Below are 26,425 nucleotides of genomic sequence, written 5' to 3'. Positions count from 1 at the left end.
CGATGGACACCGACGCCGAAACCTTCCTGCACGGACCGCTCTACGCCGGAGGCGCGCCCCTCGACCGCGCCAACGCCGCGGCCAGGATCAGCGCCTACATCTACGGCAACGTCCTGGTGCTCGCCGCGCTCGTGCCGATCGTCACCACCGACACCTACGTGGGCATATTCATCGTGCTCGGCACCGCGCTGTCGACCTTCATCGCCCACGTCTTCGCCGAGACCGTCGGTCGCACCGTGCAGGACGACGCCGCGCCGACCCGCGCGGAACGCGTGCGCGAACTGCGCAACTCCGTCCCGATCCTCACCTCGGCCCTGCTGCCCTGCGCCGTGCTCGCGACCACCTTGGGCGACTGGGTCGCACCGCGCACCGCGCAACTGCTCGCCGAAGCGGTGATCCTGGTCCGCATCGGCGGGATCGTCTTCGTGATACGCAGGCTGCGCGGCGAGCGGCTGTCCCGCGCGACGGTGGTGGCGGCGGTCCTGCTCACCGTCGCCGCCGCGACGGTGGTCGCGGTGAAGGTCGCGCTGACACACTGACGACGTCGCGGAAGTAGGCGGCGGATGTCGCCGGAACTCCGCACCTCGATCAGCGCGGGGCGGCCGTGTCGGCCATCGACGCGGCGCCGCGCCCGGACCGGAGTCAGCTCTCGCGAGCGCGGCGCGCCAATGTCACCGTCGCCGCGCGGAGTTCGTCGATCGCGTCGATGCGCTCCGCGTAGCCGACCCTGGTGCGCGCGACCCCGCGCGGTGTGGTGACGCGCAGGTCGAGTCCGTAGCGGTCGGCGCGTTCGCACTGCGCGGCGGTGGCGTCGGGGTAGCCGCCGAGTACGCGCGCCATGGCGGCCAGCGAGTCCGCGTGGTCGGCGTTCAAGTGCTCGATCGCGCCCGCCGCGTGCGGCGACACCGGGTCGGGCGCGGCCGCCGCGTACTGTTCGGCGGTGGCCGAATCCATCCGGCCGTATCCGCCGACCCACCTGATGCGCCGCACGCGCAGCACCCACAGCGAGAAATCGCTGTAGTCGATGTAGTACTTCGCCGCCGGGACCGCCGCGAGATGCGCCGCGCGCGCCGCCTCGGCCTCCGCGCCCTCCGGACGTTCCGCCACGCCGGCGAGGGTGATCCTGGTGCCCGCCAACGGGTCGGCGGGCGGATTCGGTTCGACCACCGCGATACTCGCGCGCGGGTCGGCGTCGAGGTTGCGGCCGTGTTCGGCCATCCGCGACACGCACAGCACCGGCTGCCCGTCCAACAGGCCGAAGGTGACGAAGGAGGCCCACGGCGTGCCGTCCTCGCTCAGGCTCGCCAAGGTCGCGGTATTCGTCGACGCCGCAACGGTTCTGGCCTCCTCGGCGGCCGACGGGCGGGCCGGATTCAGCACCTCGGCGGTCGGAGCCGGGATGGACGGCGCGTCGCCGGGGTCCCCATGATCGAGAGTCATCTGTCAATCCTAGGTTCGGCCGGGCGCGCGCCCGGCGGCTGCCGTCGATTGTCGCACCGGGGCACGACACCGCGATTTCGGTGTCCCGACACGTGGTCGAAGCTCGTCACGTCAGGGCCGAAGTTTCCTGTCACTCTTGTGTGCCCGTGCCGCAACCGGCGGCGTGATGAGGCGAACGCGCACATAAGTTATCGAGAATTTCGATGTGGCCGAAGGTTCGCCGTCGGCACGGAGGTGCGGCCCTCCGCTCGAGGAGCGGGCGGAGGGCGTGCCGACAGCCCGTACCGTGTTTCCCTCACTGAAAGCGAAACAACGGCAGGTCAACGGGGGTTGTCACCGTGCGTCGAGTTTTGAGTACGGCAGGTGTTGGGCACTATTGTCGTATCGAAGAACGTCCGCGAACTCGCCTCATTTCCTGTATGTTACTAAGAATTCTGGCGCAGCAAAGTCGTTGAGCCCGGTGTGAGGCGCCCCATCCGCCCGTACCGACCGTGGATCGCCGTCAGGCGCCTCCCGGCGGCGAAGACACGGAGAACCCATGTTCACACGACGCAAGATCGGCACGGTCGCCTGCGCCGCCGCGATGGCGGCCGCGGTGGCACACTTCGACGGCGCGGCGGTCGCGAACGCGGCGCCGCAATGTCCTGGCACCTATGTCGTCGCGGTGCCTGGCACCTGGGAGACGTCCAACTCCGAGCCGGAGCAGGGCATGCTCGCCATGATCACCGACAACCTGCGCGGCGACGTGCGCACCGACTACGTCCACTACGCGGCCACGGCCTTCCCCTGGGAGGGCGAAGTGTACGGCCGTTCCAAGGCCGAAGCCACCGACCGCACCCGCGGACTCGTCGCCGCCATGGCGCGCGAATGCGCGGGCACCAGGATCGTGCTGCTCGGCTACAGCCAGGGCGCCGACGCCGCGGGCGACGTCGCCGCCGAGATCGGCACCGGACTCGGACCCGCCGCGCCCGCGCAGGTCGCACTCGTCGGCCTGATCTCCGACCCCAAACGCTCACCCACCGACAACCTCGTCGGCCCGGCCGTCGTCGGCGCGGGCGCGGGCGGCCCGCGCATCGGCGCTTTCGGCTGGGTCAGTCCGCAGACCTACACCTTCTGCGCCGTCGGCGACCTGTACTGCTCGATGCCGAGCGGCGACTTCGCCGGACGGATCGCGGGCCTGGCCGCCCAATTGTCGAATCCCGACCCCACCAAGATCGGCGACTACCAGCAGCAGGCGGGCGCCCTGCTCGGCGACGTGCTCGCCGCGGGCGGCATCGGACTGCTCTCCGACCAGCTGAACAACACCGCCTACGAACAGCGCAGGCGTCAGATCGACGACTTCGTCAAATCCGGCATCCACCAGAGCTATCCGAACTACGCGGTCGGCGGCGGAGCCACCCCGATCACCTGGCTGCGCCAGCGCCTCGTCGACGTGACACGCTGACCGGTGCGGGCCGACGGACGACAGCCGTCGGCCGCAATCGCGTTCGCGGACTCAGGACGGCACGTTCGTCACGGCGACGGCCTGCTCGGTGAGACTGCCGAGATACAGCGTTCCGTCGTGCTCGACCACGCCGGTCGCCATCGCGAAATCGGCGCCGGGCCGTTGCAGGTCGTGCACGACGGCGCCGTCGAAGTCCACCGCGACAACCCATACGGTCCGCTTCGGCTTCGGCCGCGCCCACTCGGGCAGCGCCCACACCGCCCGGCGCAACACTCCGGGCAGCGGCAGCAGTCGATCCAACAGCGGATCGCGCGGCGCGGGCACGGCGATCCACACCAGGCCGTCGCTGCCGAGGGCCATATTGTCGGGAAAGCCGGGCAGGTTGTCGACGAGTACATCGGTCGCGCCCGCCCGCGGTCCGGTGAGCCGGTATCGGGTCACTCGATAGGCGCCGGTCTCGGCTACCAGCACACAACTACGGTCCGGCGCGAGGACCACGCCGTTGGCGAAGGACAGCCCGTCGAGCAATGTCTCGACCTCGCCGTCGGGCGAGCGCCGCAGCAGTCGTCCCGTGGCCGAATGTTCCAGCAGATCGCCCATGTATTCGTCCAGCGAATAGCGGCGAGTCGAGGTCGAGAAGTAGATCGTGCCGTCGGAATCGCGCACCACATTGCTGGCGAAGGTGAGACGTTCGCCGTCCACTTCGTCGACGAGCACTTCGAGCGTGCCGTCGGGGCGCAGTTCCAGCAGTCCGCGTTCGAAATCGCAGATCAGGACGCGCCCGTCGGCGTCGGCGTGCAGTCCGAGCGGGCGTCCGCCGGTGTTCGCCAGCGTGGTCACGGACCCGCCGTCCGGGTCGATCCGCAGTATCGAACCATCCTTGATGCCGGCGATGAGCGTGCCGTCGGGGGAGCGGACAACGTCCTCCGGGCCCGCGCCGGGCAGCTCGAGTCGGCGGATCGGGGGCAGGGGAGGTGTGCTGCTCTCGGCGTGGACCCGCGCGGTGGCGGTCGGGGGAGACCAGCGTTGCGGTTGCATCGAGGATCCGGAGCGCATGTGGCTCAGACTAGCGCCGGGTTCATCGGCAACGGGCGGGAATCCTCCTGATTACACATCTCGATACGTAGATATGCGCATCTAACTATGTCTTCTCATCACCACTGTTGTAAACACAAACATGCAGCTCACACTTCAAAAGAAGCTATAGACGTACGGAAGCCCCTGCGGCTCTGCGGGGCTCTAGCACTTATGCGCGCTGCGGTCGTCTCAGGGTTGACGGGTAATCGCGTACCAGAGCACCGCGAGCGTGCCCACCACGAACAGCGGGGAAATGACCCAGGTCTCGACGAAATTCCCGGTCCGTTCGATGATCGGGAGTCGCACGCGGGTATCGAGCGGCCAGAAGAGTCGGCACCCTCGGTCGGTGAGGCAGTCGCCGAGGATGTGCGCCAGTGATCCGAGCCCGACGGCGAACGGTAGCCAGGACGGTTTGTCGGCGAGCCAGTGGTCCATGACGAAGGTGCCCGACGCGGCGAGAACGACGACGGTGCCCCAGGACCGGGCGCCGTCGCCGCCGGGGCACAGGTGCAGGGCGCGCACGGCGAGGGCGAGGAGGAAGAAGACCAACGCGAGGGTGAACGGTTTGCCGAGCCAGTGCACACCGGCCCAGGTGCCGTAGGTGACGGCGGCGACGAAGGCGAGCGAGTGGGTCGCTTTGCGGTGTCCACCCGCGGCTTTGGAGATGATGGTGCACGCCAGGTAGGAGACGGGGCCGAGGACGTGCGCGATCGAGCTGTTGGGGTGGTCGGCGTCGGGCAGGAGCGCGGCGCCCGCCGTGAGCAGAGCGCCGAGGACGAGGTCGACCGGCCCCAGGTGCGCGACGCCCGCTTGTACGGCGGGATAGGTCAATACGGTGACGGGCAGCGCCACCGCTGCCGCCGACCAGGCCAGCGCGCCGCTGGTCGCATGCGAATGTCCGAGCACCGATCCACGTTAGCTCGAGGAAAGCTCGGAACCTATCCGCGGGATATTCGAATAGCGTTGGCACACTGTAGTACTCGCGGTGTAATCAAGATCACCAGCGAACGGCTGTGCGCTGTTGTATTGCGAAGGGCGACGTTTCGCGCCACCGCCGAGCGGTCGGCCTCCGATATCGGAGGCCGTCGCCGAACTCGCGGCGCGCACCCGCGGGTCGACCGATCGTGAAATGCCAGGTGAGACATTGAAACGAAGTCGGACTCGCGGGTGCGGCCCGCTAGCGCTATGCTCATGACCCGATAACCCGACCTTGGGTCGAAACCGCTTGCCGGTCCGTGCATTTGACGTGGGTGAACAGTGTGTCGGGAGATTCAGGGAAAACTCTGCATTTTCCCTGCTGACGAACACGCGAGGATGGTAGTACGGATTTGTCGCAGTCATCGAAACGCTCGGATGACGGTAATTCGGAATCGCCGCGGCGCACCAAGCCGCGGTTTCCGCACATAACGTGGTGGACGACCCTGGTGGCGACCTCCGGCGGTTCGGCGGCCGCGGTGTTCTACGCGCCCGACGACTTCCGAATTCCGTTGAGTATCGGAGCGGGCACGACGTCGGTGGTGCTCAGCGTCGCGGTATCGGCCGCCGTGTACTTCCGGCGCGCCGCGATCGACGCGGGCGCCCAGGAACAGCATATTCGCGTCGCGGCACAGGAATACGTCGACGCCACCACCTTCGACCTGCGCGGGCAGCTCGCCGCGATGCAGGAGACCTCCACGCAGCAGCGGTCGCAGGCGAGTTCGAGCGAGAGCCGTCGCGTCGCCGCGATGGCCGCGTTCGCGGGCGCGGCGGGCCGCATGCAGGCCATGACCACGAGCATGCTCGCCGAACTGCGCGAGATGGAGAACCGGCATTCGGACCCCGACGTGCTGGCCGATCTGCTCCAATTGGACCACCGCACCGCCCAGGCGGGCAGGCTCGCCGACAGCATCGCGGTGCTCAGCGGCGCGCGCTCGGGTAGGCGGTGGGCCAAACCCATTGCCATGCAATCGATTCTGCGCGGCGCGATGGGTCGGGTCGCGGGCTATCAGCGGGTGCGGTTGCGCGCGGTGGCCAATATCGCGATCGCCGGCCACGCCGCCGAGGCCGTCATGCACGCGCTCGCGGAGTTGATCGACAACGCCTGCAACTTCTCGCCGCCCACCACCGAGGTGCACCTGTACGCGGCCGAGGTGCCCGCGGGCGTGGTGATCACCATCGAGGACAGCGGCCTGGTCATGAGCGAGTCGGCGCTGCGGCGCGCGGAGACCGCGGTGAGCGCGAGTCCAGCGGGGGAGCGGGTCACCACCGCGCCGGACCTGTCGACGCTGTCCGGCACCCGACTCGGGTTGGCCGTGGTGGGCTATCTGGCCCGCAAACACGGTCTGACCGTCTCGTATCGTCCGTCGGCGATCGGCGGCACGGCCGTGGTCGTGGTGATCCCGCGTGATCTGACCACCCGTGTCGACAACTCCGTGATCGAGCCGCCGATCACCCCGCCCGCGCCGAAGGCGCTGGCCGCCGCACGGGCGGCGCAGCCCGTGCCCGTCGCCGCCACCGCGTCGACCGGCGCCGAACTGCCGAAACGTCGCCGCGGCAGCACCTTCGCGGCCGTCCATCCCGAAGGCCTCGGCGTCGGCAAAGACGTCGACGCGTCGTCCGCACCCGCGAACTCCGCCGCGCTCGGCGCGTTCCAGCGTGCGATCAAGGGCGGCGAGTCCGCCGTTCCCACCCCGTCCGCCGCTCTGGAGACCGATCGATGACAACTTACGCGACCGCCGAGCTCAGTTGGCTGCTCGAACAACTGCTTGCCCGCACCCCGGGCACCCGCCACGCGCTGCTGCTGTCCAGCGACGGTCTGAAGATGTGCCACACCGAGCGGCTCACCGAGGACAACGCCGATCAGCTCGCCGCGATCTCGGCGGGCATCCAGAGCCTGGCGCACGGCGCGTCCATCGAGTTCGGCGACGGACGTTCCGGTGTGCGGCAGTCGATGACCGAGTTCTACGGCGGCATCCTGTTCATCGTGGACGCGGGTATGGGCGCGCATATCGCGGTGGTCGCGAGCGAGGACGCCGACGCGGGCTTGGTCGGGCACAACATGCGGGAGCTGGTCGAGCAGCTCTCCGACCATTTGGCCACTTCGCCGCGGGTCGGCGAGGCGAGAGTGTCGTGAGCAGACCCGGCCGCGACGACGATCCCGACAGGCTCTACACCCTCACCGGTGGCCGCAGCCGACCCGATTTCGATCGGTTCGACCTGGTCACCCTCGTCGTCAGCGAGTCCGAGCCGACGTCGGGCATGAGTTCGGAGCAGGCGGCCATCCTCACCATGTGCCGTGCTCCGACCGCGGTGGTCGAGATCGCCGCCGAATTACGAATCCCCGTCGGCATCACCACGATCCTGCTCTCGGATCTGTTGCACGCGGGCAAGATCACCGTGCGTCATCCGACCGTGGCCGATCCCGGCGAGCCCGGTGCGCCCTGGACCGCGATGCCGGACACCACCACCCTCGAGAAGGTGCTTGTTGGACTTCGCAGCCTCTGACCCACGCCCGGAGCGCGCCGACGCGCCGCTGCACGCCGAAACGCGGCGGGCGTTGAAGATCGTCATCGTCGGCGGATTCGGGGTCGGCAAGACCACGATGGTCCGTTCGGTGAGCGAGATCCGCCCGCTCGACACCGAGGCCACCATGACCCAGGAGGGTCTGCGCGTCGACGACCTGACCGGCGTGACCGGGAAGACGACGACCACGGTCGCTTTCGATTTCGGCCGGATCAGCATCGACGCCGAGCATGTGCTGTATCTGTTCGGCGCGCCGGGGCAGGAACGGTTCTGGTTCCTGTGGGATCGGCTGTTCAGCGGCGCGCTGGGTGCGATCGTGTTGCTGGATCCGCTGCGGATATCCGATTCCTGGTACGCGATCGACCGGCTCGAACATCAGCGGGTGCCGTTCGTGGTGGCGTGCAACAATTTCGGCGGCGCTTTCCATCCGGATCGGATCCGGGACGCGTTGGATCTGGACGCGCATGTGCCGTTGATGGAGTGCGACGCGCGTTCGCGGGGGTCGAGTCGGGATGTGTTGATCACGTTGGTGGAGCATCTGTTCTCGCGCGGCGCGCGCTCGTGGACGGTCGGCGGAGCGGCGGTGCTGTCGTGACCCGGTCGCAGACCACCCATTTCGGGGACATCACTCCCGATGGCACGCCGGTTCCATTGAGCGGGCCCGGTTTCCATATCGATCCGCAGCGGCTCTACCAGGACATGCGACGCGAGCACGGCCCCGTGGTTGCGGTGGAGCTGCCGGGCGGCTTCCCGGCGTGGCTGGTCATCGGTTACCGCGAGATGCATCAGGTGACCAGCGATCCCGAGTTGTTCCCGCGCGATGTCAGCATGTGGAATCAGTGGCCGAACGTGCCGGAGGACTGGCCGTTGCGGCCGATGGTCGGGCAGCCGATGCCGTCGATCTATTTCACCGCGGGCGCCGAGCACCGTCGGCACGTGGCGATGGTCGAACCGGCGTTGGATGCGGTGGATCCGTTCGAATTGCGGCGTTTCTGTGAGGATCTGGCGGACCGGCTGATCGACGGGTTCTGCGGGAAGGGCGAGGTCGAACTCGTCTCCGAGTACGCGGTGCCGCTGCCGGTGTTGGCGTTGGCCCGGATTCTGGGTTTCCCGGACGAGGACGGCGCGCAGCTGGCGTGGACCATGAAGACCCTCGCCGACGGCGGCGCCGACGCGCAGCTGGGGTACGCCCAGTTCTACGGGCACATGCAGAGCCTGGTGGCCAACACGAAGGCGCGTCCGCCCGCGGACAATCTGGTGTCGCGGATGTTGGCGCACGGCGGGTTCAGCGACGAGGAATACGTGCTGGATCTGATGGCGGTGACCGCGGCCGGACATCTACCGACCTCGGACTGGATCGGCAATTCGGTGCGCCTGATGTTGACCGACGACCGGTTCGCTGCCGCGCTCGGCGGCGGCCGCCACAGTGTCGGGCAGGCGATGAACGAGGTGTTGTGGGAGGACACGCCGACCCAGATCCTGGCGGGCCGCTGGGCGGCCAGGGACACCCGTTTGGGCGAGAAGGTGATTCGCCGCGGCGACATGCTGCTGTTGGGTCTCGCCGCCGCCAACGCGGATCCGCATGTGCGCCAACATGCTTCGGATTCGGTGGAACCGGCCTACAGTGGTAACTGCGCGCATTTCGCGTTCTCGCACGGTGAATATCGGTGTCCGTTCCCGGCGCAGCAGATCGCGGAGATCATCGCGCGCACGGGGATCGAGATCTTGCTGGACCGCCTGCCCGATATCGACCTCGCGGTGCCCGCGCAGACGCTGGTGCGGCGACCTTCGGCGTTCCTGCGCGGCATGACATCGCTTCCCGTCCGATTCACCCCGGTTCGAGCTGTTGGAGGTACCCCGTGACGCACGCCCAACCCCTCGTCATCGACCCGATGGTCGCCGATCTGGCGGGGGAGACCGCGCATCTGGTCGCGGCCGACCCGCTGACCCGCATCGAACTGCTCGGGGTGCCCGCGTGGACGGTGACCAGGCACGGGCTGGCCCGCCAACTGTTGGTCGACCCGCGGCTGGTGAAGGGCATCGACGCGTGGTCGCTGTGGCAGGACGGCACGGTGACCAGGCAGTGGCCGTTGATCGGGATGATCGACGCGGGCCGGTCGATGTTCACTGTGGACGGCGCCGAGCATCGTCGGTTGCGGATCAAGACCACCCAGGCGTTGACGAAGCGCAGACTTGACGCGTTGCGTCCGGATATCGAGCGGATGACCGAGGAACTGCTCGACGATCTGGAGCGGGCGGGTGCGGACGGCGAGGTCGTCGACCTGAAGGCGATCTTCGCCTATCCGCTGCCGATGCGGGTGGTCAGTCAGCTGATGGGTGTGGACCGCGCCGACCACGAGATGCTGCTGACCTGGTACAAGGCGTTCTTCTCGCTGCTGACCCCGCAGGACGAGCGGCTGCGGATCATCGATGATCTCGACGCGTATTTCACCGATCTGGTGCGCCGCAAGACCGCCGCGCCGTCCGACGACCTCACCACCGCGCTCATCCAGGCCACCGACGGTGGTGAGCCGTTGACCGAGGAGGAGGTCATCGGCAACCTGAAAGCGTTGGTCGCGGCCGGGCACGAGACGACGATCGGCTTGATCCTGAGCGCGGTGCGCGCCCTGCTCACCAACACCGATCAGCTGGCCGAGATCCGGTCGGGGAATGTGAGCTGGGAAGCGGCGGTGGAGGAAACGCTGCGCTGGGACGGGCCGGTGACGCATCTGCTGATGCGTTTCGCCACCGAGGACATCACCGTCGACGGTGTCACCATCGGCAAGGGCGAAGGCGTGGTCATGTCCTATCGCGCGATCGGCCGGGACTGCGCGGTGCACGGCGCCGACGCGGGCGAGTTCGACATCACCCGCCCCACCGCGAACCGGCACATCACCTTCGGGCACGGCCCGCACATCTGCCCCGGCGCGGCGCTGGCCCGCCTGGAGGCCGGTATCGCGCTGCCCGCGTTGTTCGAGCGGTTCCCGAAGCTGAGCCTGGCGGTCCCGGTGGCGGAGATCCGGAATCTGCCGGTGCTGACCCAGAACGATCTGGCGGGGTTCCCGATTCGGTTGCACGGCTGACCGGTCGGTGTGATCTCACAACCGACACCCGCGATGCGTCGTGGACCCGCCAGGGCCGACACGTGACGGGTTCACCGCGACAGGGTTTCCGATATCCTGCCCCGGTCGCATATCCCGCACACGAGAGGTAGTTTCACGGTGAGTTCGGTGGTCGACGCAGCACCCGATGTCGCGTCGTACGTGGGTCATTACTACAAGGTGGACGGAACCTTCGACGTCGGCCGGGAGAAGATCCGCGAGTACGCGCGCGCCGTGCAGGACCGGCATCCGGCGCACTGGGACGAGGACGAGGCCGCCGCGCTGGGCTATTCGGGGCTCCTGGCGCCCCTGACGTTCACGTCGATCCCGGCGATGGCGGCCAACCACACGCTGTTCGAAACGGTGGTGGTCGGCTACGACATGTTCGTGCAGACCGAGCAGGTGTTCGAACAGCATCGGCCGATCGTGGCGGGGGACCGGCTGGTCACCGACGTCGAGCTGTCCTCGGTGCGCCGGATCGGGGGCAAGGACCTGATCACCGTCACCAACACCTTCACCGACGAGGCCGGTGAGGTCGTGCACACCATGCACACGACGGTCGTCGGGGTGACCGGCGAGGAAGTCGATCCCGCCATCACCGAGGCGGTGAACAACGTCATGGTGCACGGGGTGAACATCCTCGGGCGCGGCGGGGAGGAGTCGCGGCACGAACGGACGCCGCGTCCCGATGGCGAGATCCGGGTGGGGGGCGCCGACCGGACGTTCGCCACGGACCTGCGGTTCGAGGATCTGAGCGTGGGACTGGAACTGCCGTTGCGTGACACGCGCATCTCCCGAGGCGATCTGGTCAACTACGCCGGTGTCTCCGGCGACGGCAACCCGATCCACTGGAACGACCACATCGCCGAACTCGCGGGCCTGCCCGGCGTGATCGCCCACGGAATGCTGACCATGGGTTTGGGGGTGGGTTTCGTGTCGTCGTGGTCCGGCGATCCCGGCGCGCTCACCCGCTACGGAGTGCGGTTGTCGAACTACACGCTGGTGGACGCGCGGCAAGGCGGCCTCGTCGAATACAGCGGCCGTGTCAAGTCGCTGGATGCCGACACGCGCAGCGCGGTCGTGGCGATCGTGGCGAAGTCCGGCGGCCGCAAGATCTTCGGTTTGGCGACCGCCACTCTCGGGTTCCGCTGACCGTCCGGCGCCGCGGCAACTCTCGTTCGTTCGTGACTGGCCGCCGTCGGGTCCGTTGTCTGTCGGTATCCACTCGCTAGTGTGAGGCGCGACATCGACGCAGGCCACAGGCACGACGCAGAGGAGATCGGTAGTGAAGGACGAGGTCCGTATCGCATGGGAAGCGTTCACCGTGCCGTTGGCGGGCCGGGTCCCGTGGATGTACCTCGACGATTCCGGTGCGGTCCGCACCGGAATCGGCTATCTGCTCGACGCCTGTCGCGCGCCGAGGTCGGAGCCGAGCGCGGGGGAGCGCGCGCGGTCACACGAGATCGCGCGTGCCCTGGACTGGCGTCTGGGCGTCGACGGGCCGCCCGCTTCTGAGGTCGATATCGACGCCGAATGGGATCTGGTGAAGGCGCGGCTGGATCTGGTGCCGCGCGGCTGCGAACAGTTCGAGACGTTCACGAAGCTGCGGTTGAGCGAAGACGTCATCGATGAACTGTTGATCGGCAGACTCGCCGAACTCGAACACGTGCTGCGCGGTCGGGCCCCGTTCGCCGAGTTCGATTCCTGGCCCGCCGACGCCCAGCTCGGTCTGTTGAGCATGGGGTGGGCGATGGGGCCGAAGTTCTCGCTGCCGGAGTTCGAGGCCGCGGCGGCGCGCCGGGACTGGACCGCCGCGGCCGAACTGTGCCGGATCACGTCCGCCTCCGATGCCGCGCGCGACGATCGCGATCGGCGACTGTTTCGCAATGCGGCCGTGGTGCAGGAGTCGGGCGCCGATCCGGAAGCGTTGGTCTTCGAGATCGCCTGAACCGTCAGGTGCGGTCGTGAGTCACGGTGAGCGGCTCCGGGTTTCGCGGTGCCAGCGGGTTTTCGTCGCGGGGGAGCAGCAGCGGTGTCGCGAGCATGAGCGCGCCTGCGACAGCGATCGCGGGCCTCGGGCCGGTGAGGGCGGCCAACACACCCCACAGGGCGGTCATGGCCGCGATGCCCGCTTTCGTCGAGATCGACCACGCGGCGAGGGTGCGGGCGACGCGATCGGCGGGGACCTGCTCGAGACGGTAGGTCACCGACACCGTGCTGAACACCGCGCTGCAGGTGATCAGCCCCAGTTCGACCACCATGACCAGGATCAGGCCCGCCGCGCCGGGACCGACGAACACCAGGCCGAGCAGCCAGCACGCGCGGGCAGCTCCCGCGACGACCATCACCCGGTGCAGACCGAATAGAGCGGTGAGCGGGCGAGCCAGTCGTGCGCCGAGCAGGCCGCCGACGCAGGGCGCGGCGAACGCGAGACCGTACTGCCACGGCGCGAATCCGAGCTGCCCGAGCATGAGGACCGCCAGTAGTGGCGCGGTCGCCATGATCAGTCCGTTGACCAGGATCACGTTGGCGAACAGTGGCCGCAGCACGGGGTGAGCGAGGATGAGACGCCACCCCTCGAACAGGTCGGCGGCGCGCAGCCGTTGGCCCGCGGAGCGGGTCGGGCGAGGTTCTCGCCCGCCGATCGCACGGATGCCCGCCGCGGACAGCAGGAAGCTCACCGCATCGGCCACCACCGTCGTCACCGGGCCGAACAATCCCACCGCCGCGCCACCCAACGGCGGCCCGAGCATGGTCGCGGTCCAACTCGTCGACTCCAGCCGTGCGTTGGCGCGCAACAGATCCTCCATGCGCACCAACGCTTTCACCGTCGCCCCGCTCGCCGCGGTGAACGCGATATCGGCGGCGCCGACCACGACCGCGACCACCACCAGATGCCCGAACACGAGCAGATCCAGCCAGTAGGCCACCGGAACACTCGCCAGCACCGCGAACCGCACCAGATCCATCCCGATCATCACCGACCGTTTCCGTCGGAACTCCACCCACGGCCCGAGCGGCACCGCAACCACCGCCGCGACCGCGAGCCCCGCGGCCGCCATCCCCGACACCGCACCCGCCCCCACGTGCAGCACTTGGATCGCGATCAACGGGAACGCGTCGAACGCCAGCCGTGTGCCGAACGCGCTCACCGCGTACGAGGCCCACAACCATTCGAACCCCGACCCCAACGCCCGCCCGTCCCGCATCCCGACTCCGTTCCGCTGCTCGCCGTGTGGTCCTGGACCGCAGGTTTTCGTTCCTCGGCGCCGTCGGCATCGAAGCCGACCCGCTCTGTCGGAGTCAAACAACCGATTCGCGCCTCGACACAACCAGGCGTTGTGTGCGGAGGTCGTCGACCGTCCGACCCATACAGCCTGGGGGAGAAGTATGTTCACCTCGAAGTCATGCCGATCGAGACGCTATGATGCCCAACCGACCGGTGTAGTCGGGAGGTGTGGGGTGACAGATCTCGATCTGGCGGCTGTGCGAGCTTTCGTGATCGCCGTCGACGAAGGACAGTTCAGCCACGCGGCAACGGAACTGAGGATCACCCAGCAAGCGGTCTCCAAACGGATCGCGAAACTCGAGAACCTGCTCGGGGTGAAACTCTTCGACCGAGGTCGAGCGGGAAAGCCCACTGCGGCGGGCGCCAAGATGCTGCCCCACGCCCGCCTGCTGCTGGCGGCCGCCGAGGAAACGGTCGCCTCGGTACGCACCGAACAGCGCCCACTGCGCGTAGCGGTACTCGGCGAACGACAGTCGACCTCCCAATCCCTGCATTACTACCTGCAGAGACATCCCGAATCCGACATCGAGATCGTGATCTCCACCGCCTTCGCCACTTCCCGAGACGCCCTGCTCGCGGGCCGCGCGGACGCCGCCTTCGCCCGCCCCACCGGGGGACCACACCCGCTACCGCCCGCGATCGCCGCCATCCCCGCGTATGTGGAACCCCTGCACCTGCTCGTCGGCAAAGACCATCCGCTGGCGGGCCGAGTCTCGGTGCGTGCCACCGACATCACCCCGTACCCGGTCTGGGTGCCCGGCTCGGCGGTGCCATCGGAATGGACCGACTATTACCGCGAATGGAGCGAATTCACCGGCATCACGGTCACCGCCGATCCCGTCACCCCGAAACCCGAAGGCATCGAAGCCGTACTCGACCACATCGCCACCTCCACCACCATCGCCACCTTCCACGGCGAAGGCTTCCTCACTCCCTGGCATCCCCACATCCGCAGAGTCCCGATCACCGACCCGACCCCCGCATATCCACACGCCCTACTCTGGAGCACCGCCAACCCCCACCCGTCCCTACCGCATCTGATCACCTACTTCCGCGACACCTACAACCGAGATACCGCGTCCGACTGCTGGATTCCAATGGCAGATCGCTCACTCTTCCACGTGCTGTACACGGAAAGCGTTCGTGGGGCGCCTCATCGTGGCCTTGCCGCGACCGAGTATCCGAAGTAGGGTCACCTCTGGATGGATCTCGATATGCCGATCTCATGTATGGCTGAGGACGGGGATTCCCCGGTACGCCTGGGGATTCGGGTCGGCATCTCTGAACCGAGGGGGACTGCTTGTATTCATCGTATTCGTGCTGGGATACCTGTTGTCGGTTGGTGGCGTGAACCGTCACGAAACGGACAGCGAAGTCCGTCATCCTACGCTGCCGGAGAGATCGTCTTTCGTTGGTGTCGAGGTAGGCGAGGACAACTTGCCGGTGGCGATGACCATCAAGCCGAGCTGGAAAGATGCCTTCGGCCCGACCGAATACGGCGAATCCATCATGACCGCCTACCTCTATGCTGTGCTCGAGCAGAATACCCGGCGGATCACCTCCGGCCGCACGCCGGATCCGGGAATCGGGTTGCGTGACATGGTTCCGACGTTATTGCGTACCCGAGATTACGCGGAGTACCGCGAACTCTATCTGGGCATGTGCGGCGCAGGCTCGTATCTGGCATACGGCCTGGGGTTGGACGAGTTCGACCAGCCTGCGATGATTGTGCGCGCCGACAACGCAGGCTTGACATCGATAGTGATCGATGCACGGTGGGCGGCAGCGGCCGACGCTTTTACCATTGCCCACGATATTGTCGCGTGTTCGGATCAGATCCGTATGCAGAGACCGCGCCTGTACGTCGACTCCGCTCTCGAGGGGGAGTCCGATGATCAGCTCCGGGCGCGGCTGATCGAACACGTCAACCGATTGGTCAAGGACTACACGGCATGACCGATTTCAGTGTGGAAGTGGAACGTCTGAGCAAGCTGTCGCGGGCTTGGTCGAGTGGTGTGCGAATAAATCTGAACGGCGCTGCCGATCAGATCGAAGATCTGAAAGTGTCGCGCGTGCAAATGGGACTTTTCCAGATTCCGTGGAGCAAGTACACGGAAACAGCGAAATACATACAGGATCGACTGCGTGAAGGCGCTCAGGAAGCGACCGAGATAGGAAAATCTTTGCATATAGCTTCGGGACGCTACGACGAGCAGGATCTCGAGCGCGCGAAATCGACGCAGAACCTCTCGGTCGATATGGACTTCTCGATATGACCGATCTCGTTTCGGTGGAAAGCTTGCGCACTGCAATCGATAATTTGGAAACAAAGATCGACGAGTGGAAGCAGGTGCCCGATAAACTGAACGATACCGTGGACGGACTCAGGAACGCCGGTATATTCAATGCTGGAGCGTTGGCCGCGTACCAGTTCGCCACCGGATATCGAGATAAGGCCCAGGATCTACTGCAGGATCTCTTCGAGCTGTTTCAGCAGATCATTGATGGTATCGCCGCCCCGTTCTCCTTCATCGACTACGCCGCGGATTGGCAGTCCGTTGGAGCGTCGATTCGAAAGGCGTACGGCGAACAGGACGATCAGTCCGTCAGTATCGAAGGCTACTGGAAGGGTGCCGCGAAGAACAAGTTCGCCGCGGCGCGAGCCAACCAGATGAAGGCCATGACAGGTATGGAGTCGCTGACCGACAAGGTGCACACCAACCTGCTCGACCTGGCGAAATCCGGTCTTGACCTCTACATCACGGTGTTCGATAAGATCACTGGGCTGTTGGCGAAGTTGGTTACGGCGGTCGAACAAACCGGAAGTATCGTCTTCACCTATATGGGTGCCCCGGAGTTGGTCGCGGTGCTCAACGACACCATCAAGACCGTCGCTGACCTGATTTCCGCCATGGTCAAGAGTGTGGCTTCGCAGATGATCGCCGCGAACGAGTTCGACAATCTTTCCGATAACCCCTGGGGTGTGCCGCACAATCGTTGGCCGCAATCCGAGGCCGACAGCTACGACGGCGTCACCGACCGAGGCGACGAAGCATGGGAGGTCGCGAGGTGATGACGCCCGGTTCACGATCGGCCACTCGGTGCCGGGGATCGACAGCGGTATTCATGCTTTCGGTGGTGGCGGCGGGGGCGATCACAGGATGTGACAGCGGGACCGAGTCTGTGCCTACCATTCCGACCGAAGCCGCCGACCCTTCCTGCTATCAGGCCGCGCACGTGGGTTCCGCGACGATCGCCGATCCCGAGTTCGCGATGTTCGCGGAAGGTTTGCGGCTACCGAGTCGAGCGCGGGTGATCACAGGACGGATGAACACCGCCGAACACAATCCCGGCGAAGTCGTTCTTGCACTGGACATTTGCATACCGGACTCGGCCGATGTGGCCGGGCTCGTTCCGGTCGCCACCTACATCGCACGCGCCTTGAAGCCGAGCCCGCTCGGTGCGCGAACGGCCGCGCTCTATGTCGCCGACGTAGGACCGCAGATCGAGGAGCAGGCAAAGATCAGGGATGCGACGTTCCGAACTCGTCCCTGGAGCGGCGCCCCGTCCGAGGAAGTGGGGGCATGGGAAGTCGTCGTCGAATAAGTGCGCCACGATAACTTGACATAATGTTGATTATCGGCGCGGATGCGGCGGTGGCGAGTTCGCCGATTGCCGCACCGTTGTTCGTTCCGATGAAAGGCGAGGATGGTCCGGAACGAGTTGCGAGCCTCCGCATGTCGCGTCGATTCCGGAGAACGCTACGAGGTGGATGATTCATTCGGGTTTATGCGCATATCCATTCAGCGCGACTGATGTCACTGTGACGTATATGACAGCCCCGCGCGCCGATCGACAGGCTGCGCTCGAGCAGGTCGCCGATCGAATCGGGCGCGCGCGACGTCAATTCGCTGAAAGGCTGGAGGATCCGGACTGCAGCAGGCTGGAGAGCTGCTCGAGCAGAGTGAGGGGGCGGCAGAAGGGTGACCAGTCTCCCGAGGCGCATGGTTCGACGATCGGCGCGGTGGCGGTCGGTTCGGGGGCGGCGTGCGCTGTGACTGTCGGAGCCAGCGCCAGCGCGCCTGTCAAGGTGACCGCGGCGAGCGATCGTTTCATCGGGATTCCCTTCCGGTATGACTTTTCCGAGATATCGAAACGTTGTTCGGGTGGCGGCCACAACGCTATGCGGAGGTGCCTCGGTGATATAGACCCGGGTTTCACGGCCCACATTCTTTGGGGCCTATCTCGAATGCCACCCACTCCCCTCCGCCTCCCCCGAGCCTCTGGTTCGATTCGTCACGGTGACAAATCTCGGCTCTCTATCGAGAAGTGGAAGCCGTAGCATTCGCCGAAATCGGGCGGATATGGCGTAGCCGACTAGTAGGCACCAGTTTTCGGTTCGACATGCGCTGTCGGCTGGTTGGTGCTTGGCTGCCGGTGATGTTGTTGGTCGGCGTTGGTGGAGGCTGGGGTTCGTGGCGACGCGGCCTCGTCGCCGACATCTGTCCTTGTCGGTTCCACCGAGCCCGCGCCTTCGGAAACGTCGTCCCCACCCACACAAACGGTGTCGGGACCGCCCCCTAAACCGACGTTGCTATTACCCACAACGTCCCAGCCGGATCCGACCTCGGGGCCGTCTACTGTCCCGACCACCATGCCGACCAACCCGTCGTCCAGCGTCGTGCCGACCAACCCGCCTACAACGCGGTGGCCGTCTACAACGGAGTCGACACCGACCACTTCGAGCGCAGGCGTCGGGCGGTGATGTACGGCCATGGAGCAACCAGGGAGATCGATGTGCCCGGCGAGAAATATCGGTTCTACTACAGCGGAATTCGGCTGTTCCATCAAACTGCGGACGCCTATTACTTGATTCCCACGCAGTGGAAACCCGGACGCGAACGCGTCCTCGTGATTCCCCGAACCGACGGCATCCGCATCGATCTCGACGCCAGGCACGGCAGATAGGGTTGCGGTGGTAATCGCCGAGAAATGGAACGAGGTGTTCGCCCACGGTTCTCCGGCGCGCTCGGAGAACATCGACTTCTGCGGGCTCGCCCGCGACTGCGTCCCACCGCGTGAGTCCGGGTATCAGGGCGTGCGAAGGAAAGGTTCGCCTCGTGAACCGATGTTCCCCGACACCCGTGGCTCCCACCGGTCAGGACGATTCCGGGACAATCGCTCGGCGCTGGATGTCGACGTATCCGTTCATCAGGGCGTTCACTTCGTCTTCGTCGATTTCGGTCTCCAGGACCGACTGTCCTTCACCGCCGAGTTTGACGGCGGCCACGCCCTCGGAAGGTCTGCCGATCGAGACGATCCGGCCGACCTCGTCGTACACGACAAATGCTCGTTGTTTCGCCATCTCCATTACCTTTCAGACAATTTCGAAACGGGGTCGTCAGATCGATTCGACCTGAGCCAGGATGTGGACGTTGCACGTATTGAACGGCGCCTTGTTCTGGATGTAGATCTTGTAGGCCTTCGTGCCGTCGACGTGTTGGAAGGATTCGCCCTGGGTCAATACCGCGTGGCCGACCGGATTCGGAACGCCTGCCCCGGTGCCGGGGAACACCGCGATACTGAAGGACACCGCCTCGTTGTTGGTGAACCCGTGGATGAACCAGCTGGTGCTGCCGTTCGCGGCAACGGTGTCCCATCCGATTGAGCGTGCTGCCATGATCGTCACCTTTCTCGATCGGTCGATGTGACCGCGGTCGATTCGACCGGAATACATCGTCATCGAAGGTGAACGCGACGGCGTGAGTAGGCTGCTACTCGATTTCCTGACACGTTGCTGTGGGTCTACGGAGCTGCGGCGACCGTCTTCAGGACTCCGGCGGATTGCGGGCGGATTCCTCGCCGGAGGAAGGTAGGAGTTGTTCGAGTCCGGCGAGGATCACGTCGAGTTGGAATTCGAGTTGGTCGCTGTCGTCGCGGCCCGCCACCACTTCGCGCAGGAGTGGGAGTTCTCGGTCGGGGGCGGCGTCGAGGGCGCGGATGAGGCTGGGGACTTTCGGGTGGGTTTCGTATTCGGCGAGCATGACCGCGGCCAGGCCCGCGGCGGAACCGGTGTCGGCTATGAGGGTGAGGGCTTCGCGGGCTCGTGGGATGTCGAATCCGGCGCCGACGAGTGCCTCCAGGACCCGTTCCACGGCGACCAGGGTGGCGGGGCCTTGGACGGCGGGCATGAGGCGGCGTACCGAGATCGCCTGCCAGCCGACTTCGGCGAAAGCGTCGCGCAGGGCGCGCGCGTAGCTGCGCGCGACGTCCTGCCAGCTTCGGTCCAGTGGCAGCGCCACTTTCGCCATCGCGGATTCGAAGACGTCGAGAGCGACGAGTTCGCGTAGGCCCTCGCGGTCGCGGACGTGATAGTAGAGGGCTTTGGGGTCGACGCCGAGTTCGTCGGCGACGGCCTGCATGGTGACCGTCCTCGGCGAGAATTTGCGGGCGGCGGCGGTGATCCGGTCCAGGCTCAGTTGCCGTGGTCGCCCGCGCGGGCGACGTTCGGGGTCGGCGGGTGCGAAGTCGTCGGAGTTCACGTGCTCAATGTATTGGTTGCGTGCCGTCGGCCGCGCCGGACTCCGCCGCTTCGTCGTGTGCGCGCAGCCCGCCGAAGATCAACGTGCGGTAGGTGTCGACGACGTCCTGGACGTCGTCGTCGGTGGCGCCGCGCAGCCAGCCGCTGACTCCGTTGAGCATGTCCATGATGCCGAGGGCGGCGAGTTTCGTATCGAGGGAACGGAATTCGCCCGAGCGCACGCCCGCGGCGAGTACGTCCTGCACGCGGCGTTGGTAGTACTGGCGGTAGTCGTCGATGGTGGCGAGGTGTTCGGGGGTGAGCGCGGCGCGTTCGTGCAGGGCGACGAGGTGTTCGAGGCGGCGACGGCGCAGGTGTCGGATGTGGGCGGCGATCAGGTCGGCCAGACGCCGCGACGGGGTGCCAGCGGCGTCGAGCAGTGGCAGGTTCTCCTCGACGGGTTCGCGGGTGACGGCGAGGCAGATCTCGTAGAGGATGTCCTCTTTGGAGGGGAAGTGGTGGTAGAGGCTGGCGCCGCGGATGCCGACGGCTTCGGCGATGTCGCGCATGCCGACGCCCGCGTAGCCGTCGGCGGCGAAGATCTTCGCCGACGCGGAGACGATGTCGGCGCGGCGCAGTCGTGTTCGTGTCGCTCGCTCGAGCGGCTTCACCTCGTTGTGTGCGGTCACGGTTCCCAGTTTCCCCGGTTCGGGGTCGTGGGCGCGCGTCGGGGCGACAACCTCGGCCGGTTCGGTCATGCTTTGGTGGGTCGGTAACCTTGGGTGTGAAATCGTTTCCGGCTCTGCGGAGTTCGATCGCTTGCCGGCACGCTCGAGGTGTTCGCGCCGATAATGGGCACGATGATCGCGGGCGGTGACGGTTTCGGCGGGTCGCTCGTGTGGTCGGGTAGTTGGCGAAGAGAGGTTGGAGATGGAACTCACCGAGGCGATGCGTACCGTCGGGACATGTCGGCGCTTCCGGCCCGACCCGGTTCCCGACGATGTGCTGCGCCGGGCTTTCGACGCCGCCCGGTTCGCGCCTCAGGGCGGTAACCGGCAGCCGGTGCGTTGGATCGTGGTGCGCGACGCGGGGCGCAAGCAGGCGTTGCAGGATCTGTATCTGCCGCTGTGGAAGGAGTACCTTTCCGGTGTCGTCGGCGGCACGATCGATGTCGGCGCGTTGCCGAAGACGGTGCGCGAGGCCGACTATTTCGCCGAGAATCTGGCCGCGGCGCCCGCGATCGTTGTGGTGTGCGCCGAGGTGGCCGGGCTGCATCCCACCGATCACGAACTCGGGCGGTTGTCGGTGGTCGGCGGCGGGTCGATCTATCCGACCGTGCAGAACCTGTGCTTGGCGTTGCGCGCCGAGGGGGTGGCGTCGGCGTTGACGACGTTGCTGTGCGCGCGTGAACTCGAAGTGAAGGAGCTGCTCGGCATTCCGGAGGGTTTTCTCACCGCCGCGCACGTGGTGATCGGCTATCCGGCCGAAGGGTTCCCGACCAAGTTGACCCGCTCCCCCGTCCACGAGATCGTCTCGGCCGACACATTCGGCGCGCCCTATTTCCCGGCCTGAACGTAGGGACGAACGCGAGGCCGAACCGCGAGAGATGTTGGAGGTCATCCGGTGCCCGAACTAGCCCCGCAGCATCGAAATGTGTTGGGACGCGCCACGATCGGGGATCAACTGCGACGGCACGCGCGGACCCGACCCGGCAAGGTCGCGATCATCTCGTACGCGGCCGACGGGACCCGCCGGGAGACGACCTACGCCGAACTCGACGCCCGCGCCAACCGGTATGCCCATCTGTTGCGCGCGTACGGCGTCGAGCGCGGCGCGCGGGTGGCATCGCTGGCTCGTAACAGCGTCGAGGTGGTGGCCGCGTATTACGGGGCGCTCAAGCTGGGGGCGGCGTTCACGGGGATCAACCCCGCCCATCGCGGCCCCGAGGTCGCGCATCAGATCACCCACAGCGGCGCGGCGATCGTGTTCGCCGACACCGAATTCGACGATCGGCTCGGCTCGGCGCTGCCCGAGGGGGTCGTGCGTCTCGACTACGGTCGTGAGCTCGACGCGGCGCTGGACGCCGTGCCCGATACCGAACCCGAGGCCGAGCTCGACGAGAACGATGTCGCGCTGCTCGTCTACACCTCCGGCACGGAGGCGACGCCGAAGGCGGTGCTGATCCCGCACCGCAACTATCTGGCTTCCACGGCGCCCGCGTGGAGTTGGGGACTCGACATCGGCCCGAACGACACGTGGCTGTTCGCGATGCCGTTCCACACGATCGCCGGTATCGGTTCGATGACCAGTCTCACGATCATGGGCGCCACTCTGGTGCTGCTCGCCGCGGTGGAGCCCTCGGGTGCGTTGGAGATCATCGGGCGCGAACGGATCACGGTGATCGCCCAGACTCCGACCTTCTATCTCGCGCTGTGCGGCCAGGACGGGTTCGGTGCGGCTGCGGTCGGTCAGGTGCGGCGGTGCATGACCTACGGCGGGCAGATCTCGCGTCACGTCATCGAAGCGTGGGCGGCGGCGGCGCCGGAGGTGTGGTGGGGCACCTATTGGGGGCAGTCGGAGTTGGCCCAGCTCGGCACCGTCGGGTTCTTCCGCACCCTCGACGATATCCCCGACGGTGATCCGTCCTGGATCGGTAAACCCGTGACGCACTTGGAGGTTCGCGTGGTAGACGCCGAGGGGCGTGACGCGGAGATCGGTGAACTGATCTGCCGCTCCCCCTCGGTGATGCTGGGCTACCTCGACGATCCCGAACGCACCGCGCACGTGTTCCGCGACGGTTGGGTGCACACCGGTGACATCGTGCGCGTCGACGGTGCGGGCAATCTGTTCTTCCAGGACCGGCTCAGCGACATGATCAAGTCCGGGGGGATGAACGTGTCCTCACAGGAGGTGGAGCGGGTGGTGCACGACCATCCCGCGGTGTCGCGGGCCGCGGTGGTCGGGCTGCCCGACCCGTACTGGTCCGAAGCCGTCACCGCGTTCGTGATCCTGCGGGACGGGAAGTCCACGACGGCGCAGGATCTGCTCGCGCACTGCAAGGGGCGTCTGGCGGGGTACAAGGTGCCCAAGGTGGTGCACATCGTGGACGAGCTCCCGGTCGACCCGCAGGGCAAGATCCTCAAGCGGGTCCTGCGAACCACCTGAGAGGCTTTGCCGCCGAGTCGACATCGACGCCGAATTCGCCGCTCGGCCCGACCGGCTACCGCCCCTGCGGGTCCGGGACACCTTGTTCCGAATGGGGGGTCCCGCGGGCCGGCCAGTGGCAGCAGTCGGGGGCAGGCACCAGGCACCGTGCGGCGAGGGCGTCGCGGCGGGCGTGGTAGGAGGTATTACTCGTCTAGTTCGCGGTGGGTTCGTTCTCGTCGGTCGGCTCGAGTACGAAGACCGGGATTCGGCGGTCGGTGTCGCGCTGGTAGGTGGCGTAGTCCGGGAACGCGTGTACCGCTCGGCGCCACCAGCGCGACTTCTCGGCTCCGAACACCTCCCGTGCCCGGTAGCGGCGGGTCATCGGGCCGTCCTGTAGTTCGACGGCGGGTTCGGCGCGCAGGGCCGCGTACCACTGCGGGTTGGTCGGCTGGGCGCCGTTGGAGGCGACCGCAGCGTACCGACCCTCGTGTTCGACGCGCATGACCGGTGTCTTCCGTATTTTTCCGGTCTTCACCCCGCGGTAGCTCATCAGCACGGTGGGGTGGCCGTTCATGGTGACGCCGTCGGTGGTGCCGGTGCGCAGGATCTGCTCGACGTGGTCGCGCACCCAGTCCAGCGCGCTCGGCGCGTACTCGTCGCCCGACCGGTCGGGGCCGACGGATCGAGGCGACGGTGCGACCGGATCGTGGCGCCGTCGGGGGCGTCGGGTGTCGACGTTGGCGGTCATGGCCGCCAGGAGTTCGGGGATTTCCGCCACGGTGTCGGCGGGCAGTCCGGCCACGGTTTCCTCCGCGAGGTCGCGCCACAGGCGTTTGATCCGGTCGGTGAGGGCTCTACCGCTGTCGGTGAGTTCGAGGATGCCCGCGCGCTTGTCGGTGGGCGCCCGAACGCGGCGCAGGTGGCCGGTCGCCTCGAGTTTGCGCGCCATGACCGTGACACTGGGCGGTTCGCAGCCGAGGGCCTCGCTGAGTTGGGCGCCGATCATCGGCCCGGTGCGGGCGAGTTCGAGCAGTAGCGCTTCTTGACCCGGGTGCAGGCCGAGCGGGGTCAACAGCGCCGCGGCGCGGGCTCGATGGCGCAGGCTCAGCAGGCGGATGGCCTGATTGAGGGCGTCGGCCTGGTCGAAGTCCATGCATTCTCCTGAGATAGTTATGCGGATAATATTATCCGCATAACTAATCCTGGGCAAGGAACGCGGGGTCGAGTCACGCCCACGGGCCGACGCGGCACATCGACATCATCAGCGGCGCGGCAGGCAACGCGTTCTTCGCCTCGATCGTCGTCTGACAATTCTTGACGAAGTTCGGTGGACATCACCGTAGTTCGGAGTCTTTCACCGTTCTCTGACATTCGGGACATTGTCTTCTCACATCGTGGTCGGCAAAGTTGTTGCCAGACAGAGCATCTCGGTTCGCCGAGCGGTGAATCCCGGCCCCCTTGGGCGAGGAAGGGAAGGCAATGGCAGAGACAGAGAGTGTGGCGCGGCGGTTCCGGGCGGTTCACCTGTCCGACGCGACCCTGCGTGATTCCGCGCATATGGCCGGTGTCGAACTGAAACCGGCGGATGTCGCGGTGATCGCGACGCTGCTGGTGCGGACCGGGATCGAGCTGGTGGAGGTCGGGATGGTGTCGGGGCCCGACTCCAAGGACGCCGAGCTGGTGCTGGCCGCGCACGAGGCGATCGGGCCCGAACGCAGTATGACGTTGGTGATGGTGCGCGACCGCCGCCAGGTCGCGACCGCGCTCGACGAGGCGCGGCGGCTCGGGGTGCGCCACATCATGTATTCGATACCCACCTCCGAATGGCACGCCCGGTTGAAGTTGGGCTCCCCCAGCGCCCAGTATTTGCAGGCGTTGGCGCGCTCGGCGATCTCGCAGGCCAAGGACCGGGGCTTCCATGTCACCTTCAGCGGTGAGGACGGTGCGCGCACGCCGCGGGAGCGGTTGGTGCCGTATGTGACGGCGGGTTTCGCGGCGGGCGCGGACCGGTTCCGCCTGGCCGAGACCGTCGCGAGTCTGTCGCCGTGGCAGATGGAGGCCAAGATCGCGGATCTGGTCGAGATCGACGGCGCCGAGATCGAGATCCACTCCCACAACATGCTCGGCATGGCGGTGGCGAACTCGTTGGCCGCGGTGCGGGCGGGGGCGCGCTGGATCTCGGCGACGGTCGGGGGCATCGGTGAACGCGGCGGCAACGCTCCGTTGGCCGAGCTGCTGACCTCGCTGCGGGTCATCCACGGCGACACCCGGTTCGACCTGGGGCATCTGACCGAGTTGTCGCGGGTGACGTTGGCGGCCGCCGGTCTGGGCGAGGCGTTCGGGTCGGGTCCGACCACCGAGCATTCCTTCGCCTACGAGCTGCCCGGTCAGCTGTCTCATCCCGACGCCTACGAGACCCTGCCCGCTGAGGTGGTCGGCAACGCGCGCGCGTTGCGGGTGCGGACCAGGATCAGCCGCCCGCTGGTGGAGTGGGCGTTGGCGGGCTCGGGGATCGGCGTCGACACCGCGGCGTTCACTTCGTGGCTGGTGGCGCGGCAGCGGCGCGAGGGCGGTCCGCTGCTCGACCGCGACGACATCCAGAAGGCCGCCATCGACTTTCAGGCGGCCATCGATTTCCAATCCGCACAGCTCGGTTCCGCCGAGTCGACCGCACCTACGACGAATCTGGAGTTGATCAAATGACCACCGCTACCTTCGCCGGTGTCTGCCCCGAATGCGAAACCGATCTGACCGTGCCCCCGATCGTCAAGGGCGAAACCCTGACCTGCCCCGAATGCATCCTGACCCTGCGGGTGGAAGACGTCGCCGACGGCACGCTGACCCTGCGGATGGTCGAGGTCGCGCTGCGGGATTGGGGCCAGTGACGTGGGCGCCAGAGTCGCGAT

The 26,425-nt window shown here is 66.8% G+C and carries 30 protein-coding genes and 1 pseudogene; 20 read left to right on the top strand and 11 right to left on the bottom strand.

Annotated features, from left to right (window positions below; translation table 11 throughout):
- Positions 1–2 precede the first annotated feature (2 nt).
- Positions 3–539: a hypothetical protein gene (locus tag IT779_RS24555; RefSeq protein WP_196151767.1), complete on the top strand. Its 537-nt coding sequence runs from the start codon at positions 3–5 to the stop codon at positions 537–539.
- A 103-nt stretch (positions 540–642) separates the two neighbouring features.
- On the opposite strand, the gene IT779_RS24550 is transcribed toward IT779_RS24555, so the two are convergent.
- Positions 643–1,440 carry a HugZ family pyridoxamine 5'-phosphate oxidase gene (locus IT779_RS24550; RefSeq protein ID WP_196151766.1) on the bottom strand — a complete coding sequence of 266 codons (798 nt, stop codon included), beginning with the start codon at positions 1,438–1,440 and terminating at the stop codon, positions 643–645.
- Between the two features lie 538 nt (positions 1,441–1,978).
- Between IT779_RS24550 and IT779_RS24545 the strand changes: the two genes are divergently transcribed.
- Positions 1,979–2,884: a cutinase family protein gene (locus IT779_RS24545; protein WP_196151765.1), complete on the top strand. Its 906-nt coding sequence runs from the start codon at positions 1,979–1,981 to the stop codon at positions 2,882–2,884.
- A 51-nt stretch (positions 2,885–2,935) separates the two neighbouring features.
- On the opposite strand, the gene IT779_RS24540 is transcribed toward IT779_RS24545, so the two are convergent.
- Both IT779_RS24540 and IT779_RS24535 read right to left on the bottom strand, forming a co-directional pair.
- Positions 2,936–3,940 carry an SMP-30/gluconolactonase/LRE family protein gene (locus tag IT779_RS24540; protein WP_232542065.1) on the bottom strand — a complete coding sequence of 335 codons (1,005 nt, stop codon included), beginning with the start codon at positions 3,938–3,940 and terminating at the stop codon, positions 2,936–2,938.
- A gap of 210 nt (positions 3,941–4,150) precedes the next feature.
- Entirely contained in the window at positions 4,151–4,867 is a 717-nt protein-coding gene (locus tag IT779_RS24535) for a metal-dependent hydrolase (protein WP_196151764.1), read from the bottom strand.
- A 518-nt stretch (positions 4,868–5,385) separates the two neighbouring features.
- Here IT779_RS24535 and IT779_RS38870 point away from each other — a divergent pair.
- The 8 genes from IT779_RS38870 to IT779_RS24495 all read left to right on the top strand — a co-directional run bounded on the left by IT779_RS38870 (position 5,386) and on the right by IT779_RS24495 (position 12,511).
- A complete protein-coding gene (locus tag IT779_RS38870) occupies positions 5,386–6,660 on the top strand; it encodes a sensor histidine kinase (RefSeq protein WP_332838949.1) in 1,275 nt (424 codons plus the stop codon).
- Positions 6,657–7,073: a roadblock/LC7 domain-containing protein gene (locus IT779_RS24525; protein ID WP_196151763.1), complete on the top strand. Its 417-nt coding sequence runs from the start codon at positions 6,657–6,659 to the stop codon at positions 7,071–7,073. Before IT779_RS38870 ends, IT779_RS24525 begins: the two co-directional genes overlap by 4 nt.
- On the top strand, positions 7,070–7,444 hold the full coding sequence (locus IT779_RS24520) for a DUF742 domain-containing protein (RefSeq protein WP_196151762.1): 375 nt from the start codon (positions 7,070–7,072) through the stop codon (positions 7,442–7,444). The genes IT779_RS24525 and IT779_RS24520 overlap by 4 nt, the downstream gene beginning before the upstream one ends.
- On the top strand, positions 7,425–8,057 hold the full coding sequence (locus tag IT779_RS24515; RefSeq protein WP_232542064.1) for an ATP/GTP-binding protein: 633 nt from the start codon (positions 7,425–7,427) through the stop codon (positions 8,055–8,057). Before IT779_RS24520 ends, IT779_RS24515 begins: the two co-directional genes overlap by 20 nt.
- Positions 8,054–9,325 (top strand): cytochrome P450 family protein, encoded by a 1,272-nt coding sequence (locus IT779_RS24510; RefSeq protein ID WP_332838948.1) that lies wholly within the window; start codon positions 8,054–8,056, stop codon positions 9,323–9,325. The genes IT779_RS24515 and IT779_RS24510 overlap by 4 nt, the downstream gene beginning before the upstream one ends.
- Positions 9,322–10,545, top strand: a complete 1,224-nt coding sequence (locus tag IT779_RS24505) for a cytochrome P450 family protein (RefSeq protein WP_332838947.1) — start codon at positions 9,322–9,324, stop codon at positions 10,543–10,545. Before IT779_RS24510 ends, IT779_RS24505 begins: the two co-directional genes overlap by 4 nt.
- Positions 10,546–10,692: 147 nt before the next feature.
- Positions 10,693–11,715, top strand: coding sequence for a fused (3R)-hydroxyacyl-ACP dehydratase subunits HadA/HadB (locus IT779_RS24500; RefSeq protein WP_408637791.1), 1,023 nt, complete (start codon positions 10,693–10,695; stop codon positions 11,713–11,715).
- Between the two features lie 133 nt (positions 11,716–11,848).
- Entirely contained in the window at positions 11,849–12,511 is a 663-nt protein-coding gene (locus IT779_RS24495) for a hypothetical protein (protein WP_196151760.1), read from the top strand.
- 4 nt (positions 12,512–12,515) lie between these two features.
- Here the strand turns inward: IT779_RS24495 and IT779_RS24490 are convergent, their stop codons facing one another.
- Positions 12,516–13,772, bottom strand: coding sequence for an MFS transporter (locus IT779_RS24490; protein ID WP_196151759.1), 1,257 nt, complete (start codon positions 13,770–13,772; stop codon positions 12,516–12,518).
- A gap of 253 nt (positions 13,773–14,025) precedes the next feature.
- Here IT779_RS24490 and IT779_RS24485 point away from each other — a divergent pair, with 253 nt between their 5' ends.
- The 5 genes from IT779_RS24485 to IT779_RS24465 all read left to right on the top strand — a co-directional run bounded on the left by IT779_RS24485 (position 14,026) and on the right by IT779_RS24465 (position 17,458).
- Complete coding sequence (locus IT779_RS24485; protein WP_196151758.1) at positions 14,026–15,042, top strand: LysR family transcriptional regulator; 1,017 nt, start codon at positions 14,026–14,028, stop codon at positions 15,040–15,042.
- Between the two features lie 127 nt (positions 15,043–15,169).
- A complete protein-coding gene (locus IT779_RS24480; protein ID WP_196151757.1) occupies positions 15,170–15,808 on the top strand; it encodes a hypothetical protein in 639 nt (212 codons plus the stop codon).
- Entirely contained in the window at positions 15,805–16,128 is a 324-nt protein-coding gene (locus tag IT779_RS24475) for a hypothetical protein (protein ID WP_196151756.1), read from the top strand. Before IT779_RS24480 ends, IT779_RS24475 begins: the two co-directional genes overlap by 4 nt.
- Positions 16,125–16,925 (top strand): hypothetical protein, encoded by an 801-nt coding sequence (locus IT779_RS24470; RefSeq protein ID WP_196151755.1) that lies wholly within the window; start codon positions 16,125–16,127, stop codon positions 16,923–16,925. The genes IT779_RS24475 and IT779_RS24470 overlap by 4 nt, the downstream gene beginning before the upstream one ends.
- Positions 16,926–16,978: 53 nt before the next feature.
- Positions 16,979–17,458, top strand: coding sequence for a hypothetical protein (locus IT779_RS24465; protein WP_196151754.1), 480 nt, complete (start codon positions 16,979–16,981; stop codon positions 17,456–17,458).
- 297 nt (positions 17,459–17,755) lie between these two features.
- Here IT779_RS24465 and IT779_RS24460 read toward each other — a convergent pair whose 3' ends face one another.
- Entirely contained in the window at positions 17,756–17,968 is a 213-nt protein-coding gene (locus IT779_RS24460; RefSeq protein WP_196151753.1) for a hypothetical protein, read from the bottom strand.
- A 591-nt stretch (positions 17,969–18,559) separates the two neighbouring features.
- On the opposite strand from IT779_RS24460, the gene IT779_RS24455 reads away from it, so the two are divergent.
- Positions 18,560–18,820, top strand: a complete 261-nt coding sequence (locus IT779_RS24455) for a hypothetical protein (protein ID WP_196151752.1) — start codon at positions 18,560–18,562, stop codon at positions 18,818–18,820.
- Positions 18,821–19,010: 190 nt separating this feature from the next.
- Here the strand turns inward: IT779_RS24455 and IT779_RS24450 are convergent, their stop codons facing one another.
- The 4 genes from IT779_RS24450 to IT779_RS24435 form a co-directional block, all read right to left on the bottom strand.
- The gene (locus tag IT779_RS24450; protein WP_196151751.1) at positions 19,011–19,217 is read right to left on the bottom strand and encodes a hypothetical protein; all 207 of its coding nucleotides are present in this window, start codon (positions 19,215–19,217) and stop codon (positions 19,011–19,013) included.
- Between the two features lie 36 nt (positions 19,218–19,253).
- Entirely contained in the window at positions 19,254–19,532 is a 279-nt protein-coding gene (locus IT779_RS24445; RefSeq protein WP_196151750.1) for a hypothetical protein, read from the bottom strand.
- 148 nt (positions 19,533–19,680) lie between these two features.
- Entirely contained in the window at positions 19,681–20,394 is a 714-nt protein-coding gene (locus IT779_RS24440) for a TetR/AcrR family transcriptional regulator C-terminal domain-containing protein (RefSeq protein WP_196151749.1), read from the bottom strand.
- Positions 20,395–20,398: 4 nt separating this feature from the next.
- Positions 20,399–21,130, bottom strand: a complete 732-nt coding sequence (locus IT779_RS24435; protein ID WP_196151748.1) for a TetR/AcrR family transcriptional regulator — start codon at positions 21,128–21,130, stop codon at positions 20,399–20,401.
- Positions 21,131–21,302: 172 nt separating this feature from the next.
- Here IT779_RS24435 and IT779_RS24430 point away from each other — a divergent pair, with 172 nt between their 5' ends.
- Together IT779_RS24430 and IT779_RS24425 are read left to right on the top strand one after the other, a co-directional pair.
- Positions 21,303–21,944 (top strand): nitroreductase family protein, encoded by a 642-nt coding sequence (locus tag IT779_RS24430; protein ID WP_196151747.1) that lies wholly within the window; start codon positions 21,303–21,305, stop codon positions 21,942–21,944.
- Positions 21,945–21,995: 51 nt separating this feature from the next.
- A complete protein-coding gene (locus IT779_RS24425; RefSeq protein ID WP_196151746.1) occupies positions 21,996–23,537 on the top strand; it encodes a class I adenylate-forming enzyme family protein in 1,542 nt (513 codons plus the stop codon).
- 193 nt (positions 23,538–23,730) lie between these two features.
- On the opposite strand, the gene IT779_RS37245 is transcribed toward IT779_RS24425, so the two are convergent.
- Both IT779_RS37245 and IT779_RS38570 read right to left on the bottom strand, forming a co-directional pair.
- Positions 23,731–24,156, bottom strand: coding sequence for a nitroreductase family deazaflavin-dependent oxidoreductase (locus IT779_RS37245; protein ID WP_232542075.1), 426 nt, complete (start codon positions 24,154–24,156; stop codon positions 23,731–23,733).
- A gap of 258 nt (positions 24,157–24,414) precedes the next feature.
- Positions 24,415–24,672 (bottom strand): annotated as a pseudogene (locus tag IT779_RS38570) (MarR family winged helix-turn-helix transcriptional regulator); the annotation flags it as partial.
- Positions 24,673–24,998: 326 nt separating this feature from the next.
- Between IT779_RS38570 and IT779_RS24415 the strand changes: the two are divergent.
- Both IT779_RS24415 and IT779_RS24410 read left to right on the top strand, forming a co-directional pair.
- Complete coding sequence (locus IT779_RS24415; RefSeq protein ID WP_196151744.1) at positions 24,999–26,222, top strand: isopropylmalate synthase; 1,224 nt, start codon at positions 24,999–25,001, stop codon at positions 26,220–26,222.
- A complete protein-coding gene (locus tag IT779_RS24410) occupies positions 26,219–26,404 on the top strand; it encodes a lysine biosynthesis protein LysW (protein ID WP_196151743.1) in 186 nt (61 codons plus the stop codon). Before IT779_RS24415 ends, IT779_RS24410 begins: the two co-directional genes overlap by 4 nt.
- Positions 26,405–26,425 lie beyond the last annotated feature (21 nt).

This window comes from Nocardia bovistercoris, from assembly GCF_015674855.1.
In the GTDB taxonomy this organism is placed as follows: domain Bacteria; phylum Actinomycetota; class Actinomycetes; order Mycobacteriales; family Mycobacteriaceae; genus Nocardia; species Nocardia bovistercoris.
The sequence above is the reverse complement of the archived record's forward strand: the minus strand, read 5'-3'. Positions and strand labels throughout refer to the sequence as shown.

What these genes read in the sequence shown, in the direction of transcription:
- IT779_RS24555 (WP_196151767.1), top strand. Translation starts at nt 3, where the DNA reads ATGGACACCGACGCCGAAACCTTCCTGCACGGACCGCTCTACGCCGGA.
- IT779_RS24550 (WP_196151766.1), bottom strand. Translation starts at nt 1,440, where the DNA reads ATGACTCTCGATCATGGGGACCCCGGCGACGCGCCGTCCATCCCGGCT.
- IT779_RS24545 (WP_196151765.1), top strand. Translation starts at nt 1,979, where the DNA reads ATGTTCACACGACGCAAGATCGGCACGGTCGCCTGCGCCGCCGCGATG.
- IT779_RS24540 (WP_232542065.1), bottom strand. Translation starts at nt 3,940, where the DNA reads ATGCGCTCCGGATCCTCGATGCAACCGCAACGCTGGTCTCCCCCGACC.
- IT779_RS24525 (WP_196151763.1), top strand. Translation starts at nt 6,657, where the DNA reads ATGACAACTTACGCGACCGCCGAGCTCAGTTGGCTGCTCGAACAACTG.
- IT779_RS24490 (WP_196151759.1), bottom strand. Translation starts at nt 13,772, where the DNA reads ATGCGGGACGGGCGGGCGTTGGGGTCGGGGTTCGAATGGTTGTGGGCC.
- IT779_RS24475 (WP_196151756.1), top strand. Translation starts at nt 15,805, where the DNA reads ATGACCGATTTCAGTGTGGAAGTGGAACGTCTGAGCAAGCTGTCGCGG.
- IT779_RS24470 (WP_196151755.1), top strand. Translation starts at nt 16,125, where the DNA reads ATGACCGATCTCGTTTCGGTGGAAAGCTTGCGCACTGCAATCGATAAT.
- IT779_RS24465 (WP_196151754.1), top strand. Translation starts at nt 16,979, where the DNA reads ATGCTTTCGGTGGTGGCGGCGGGGGCGATCACAGGATGTGACAGCGGG.
- IT779_RS24460 (WP_196151753.1), bottom strand. Translation starts at nt 17,968, where the DNA reads ATGAAACGATCGCTCGCCGCGGTCACCTTGACAGGCGCGCTGGCGCTG.
- IT779_RS24450 (WP_196151751.1), bottom strand. Translation starts at nt 19,217, where the DNA reads ATGGCGAAACAACGAGCATTTGTCGTGTACGACGAGGTCGGCCGGATC.
- IT779_RS24445 (WP_196151750.1), bottom strand. Translation starts at nt 19,532, where the DNA reads ATGGCAGCACGCTCAATCGGATGGGACACCGTTGCCGCGAACGGCAGC.
- IT779_RS24435 (WP_196151748.1), bottom strand. Translation starts at nt 21,130, where the DNA reads ATGACCGAACCGGCCGAGGTTGTCGCCCCGACGCGCGCCCACGACCCC.
- IT779_RS24430 (WP_196151747.1), top strand. Translation starts at nt 21,303, where the DNA reads ATGGAACTCACCGAGGCGATGCGTACCGTCGGGACATGTCGGCGCTTC.
- IT779_RS24415 (WP_196151744.1), top strand. Translation starts at nt 24,999, where the DNA reads ATGGCAGAGACAGAGAGTGTGGCGCGGCGGTTCCGGGCGGTTCACCTG.
- IT779_RS24410 (WP_196151743.1), top strand. Translation starts at nt 26,219, where the DNA reads ATGACCACCGCTACCTTCGCCGGTGTCTGCCCCGAATGCGAAACCGAT.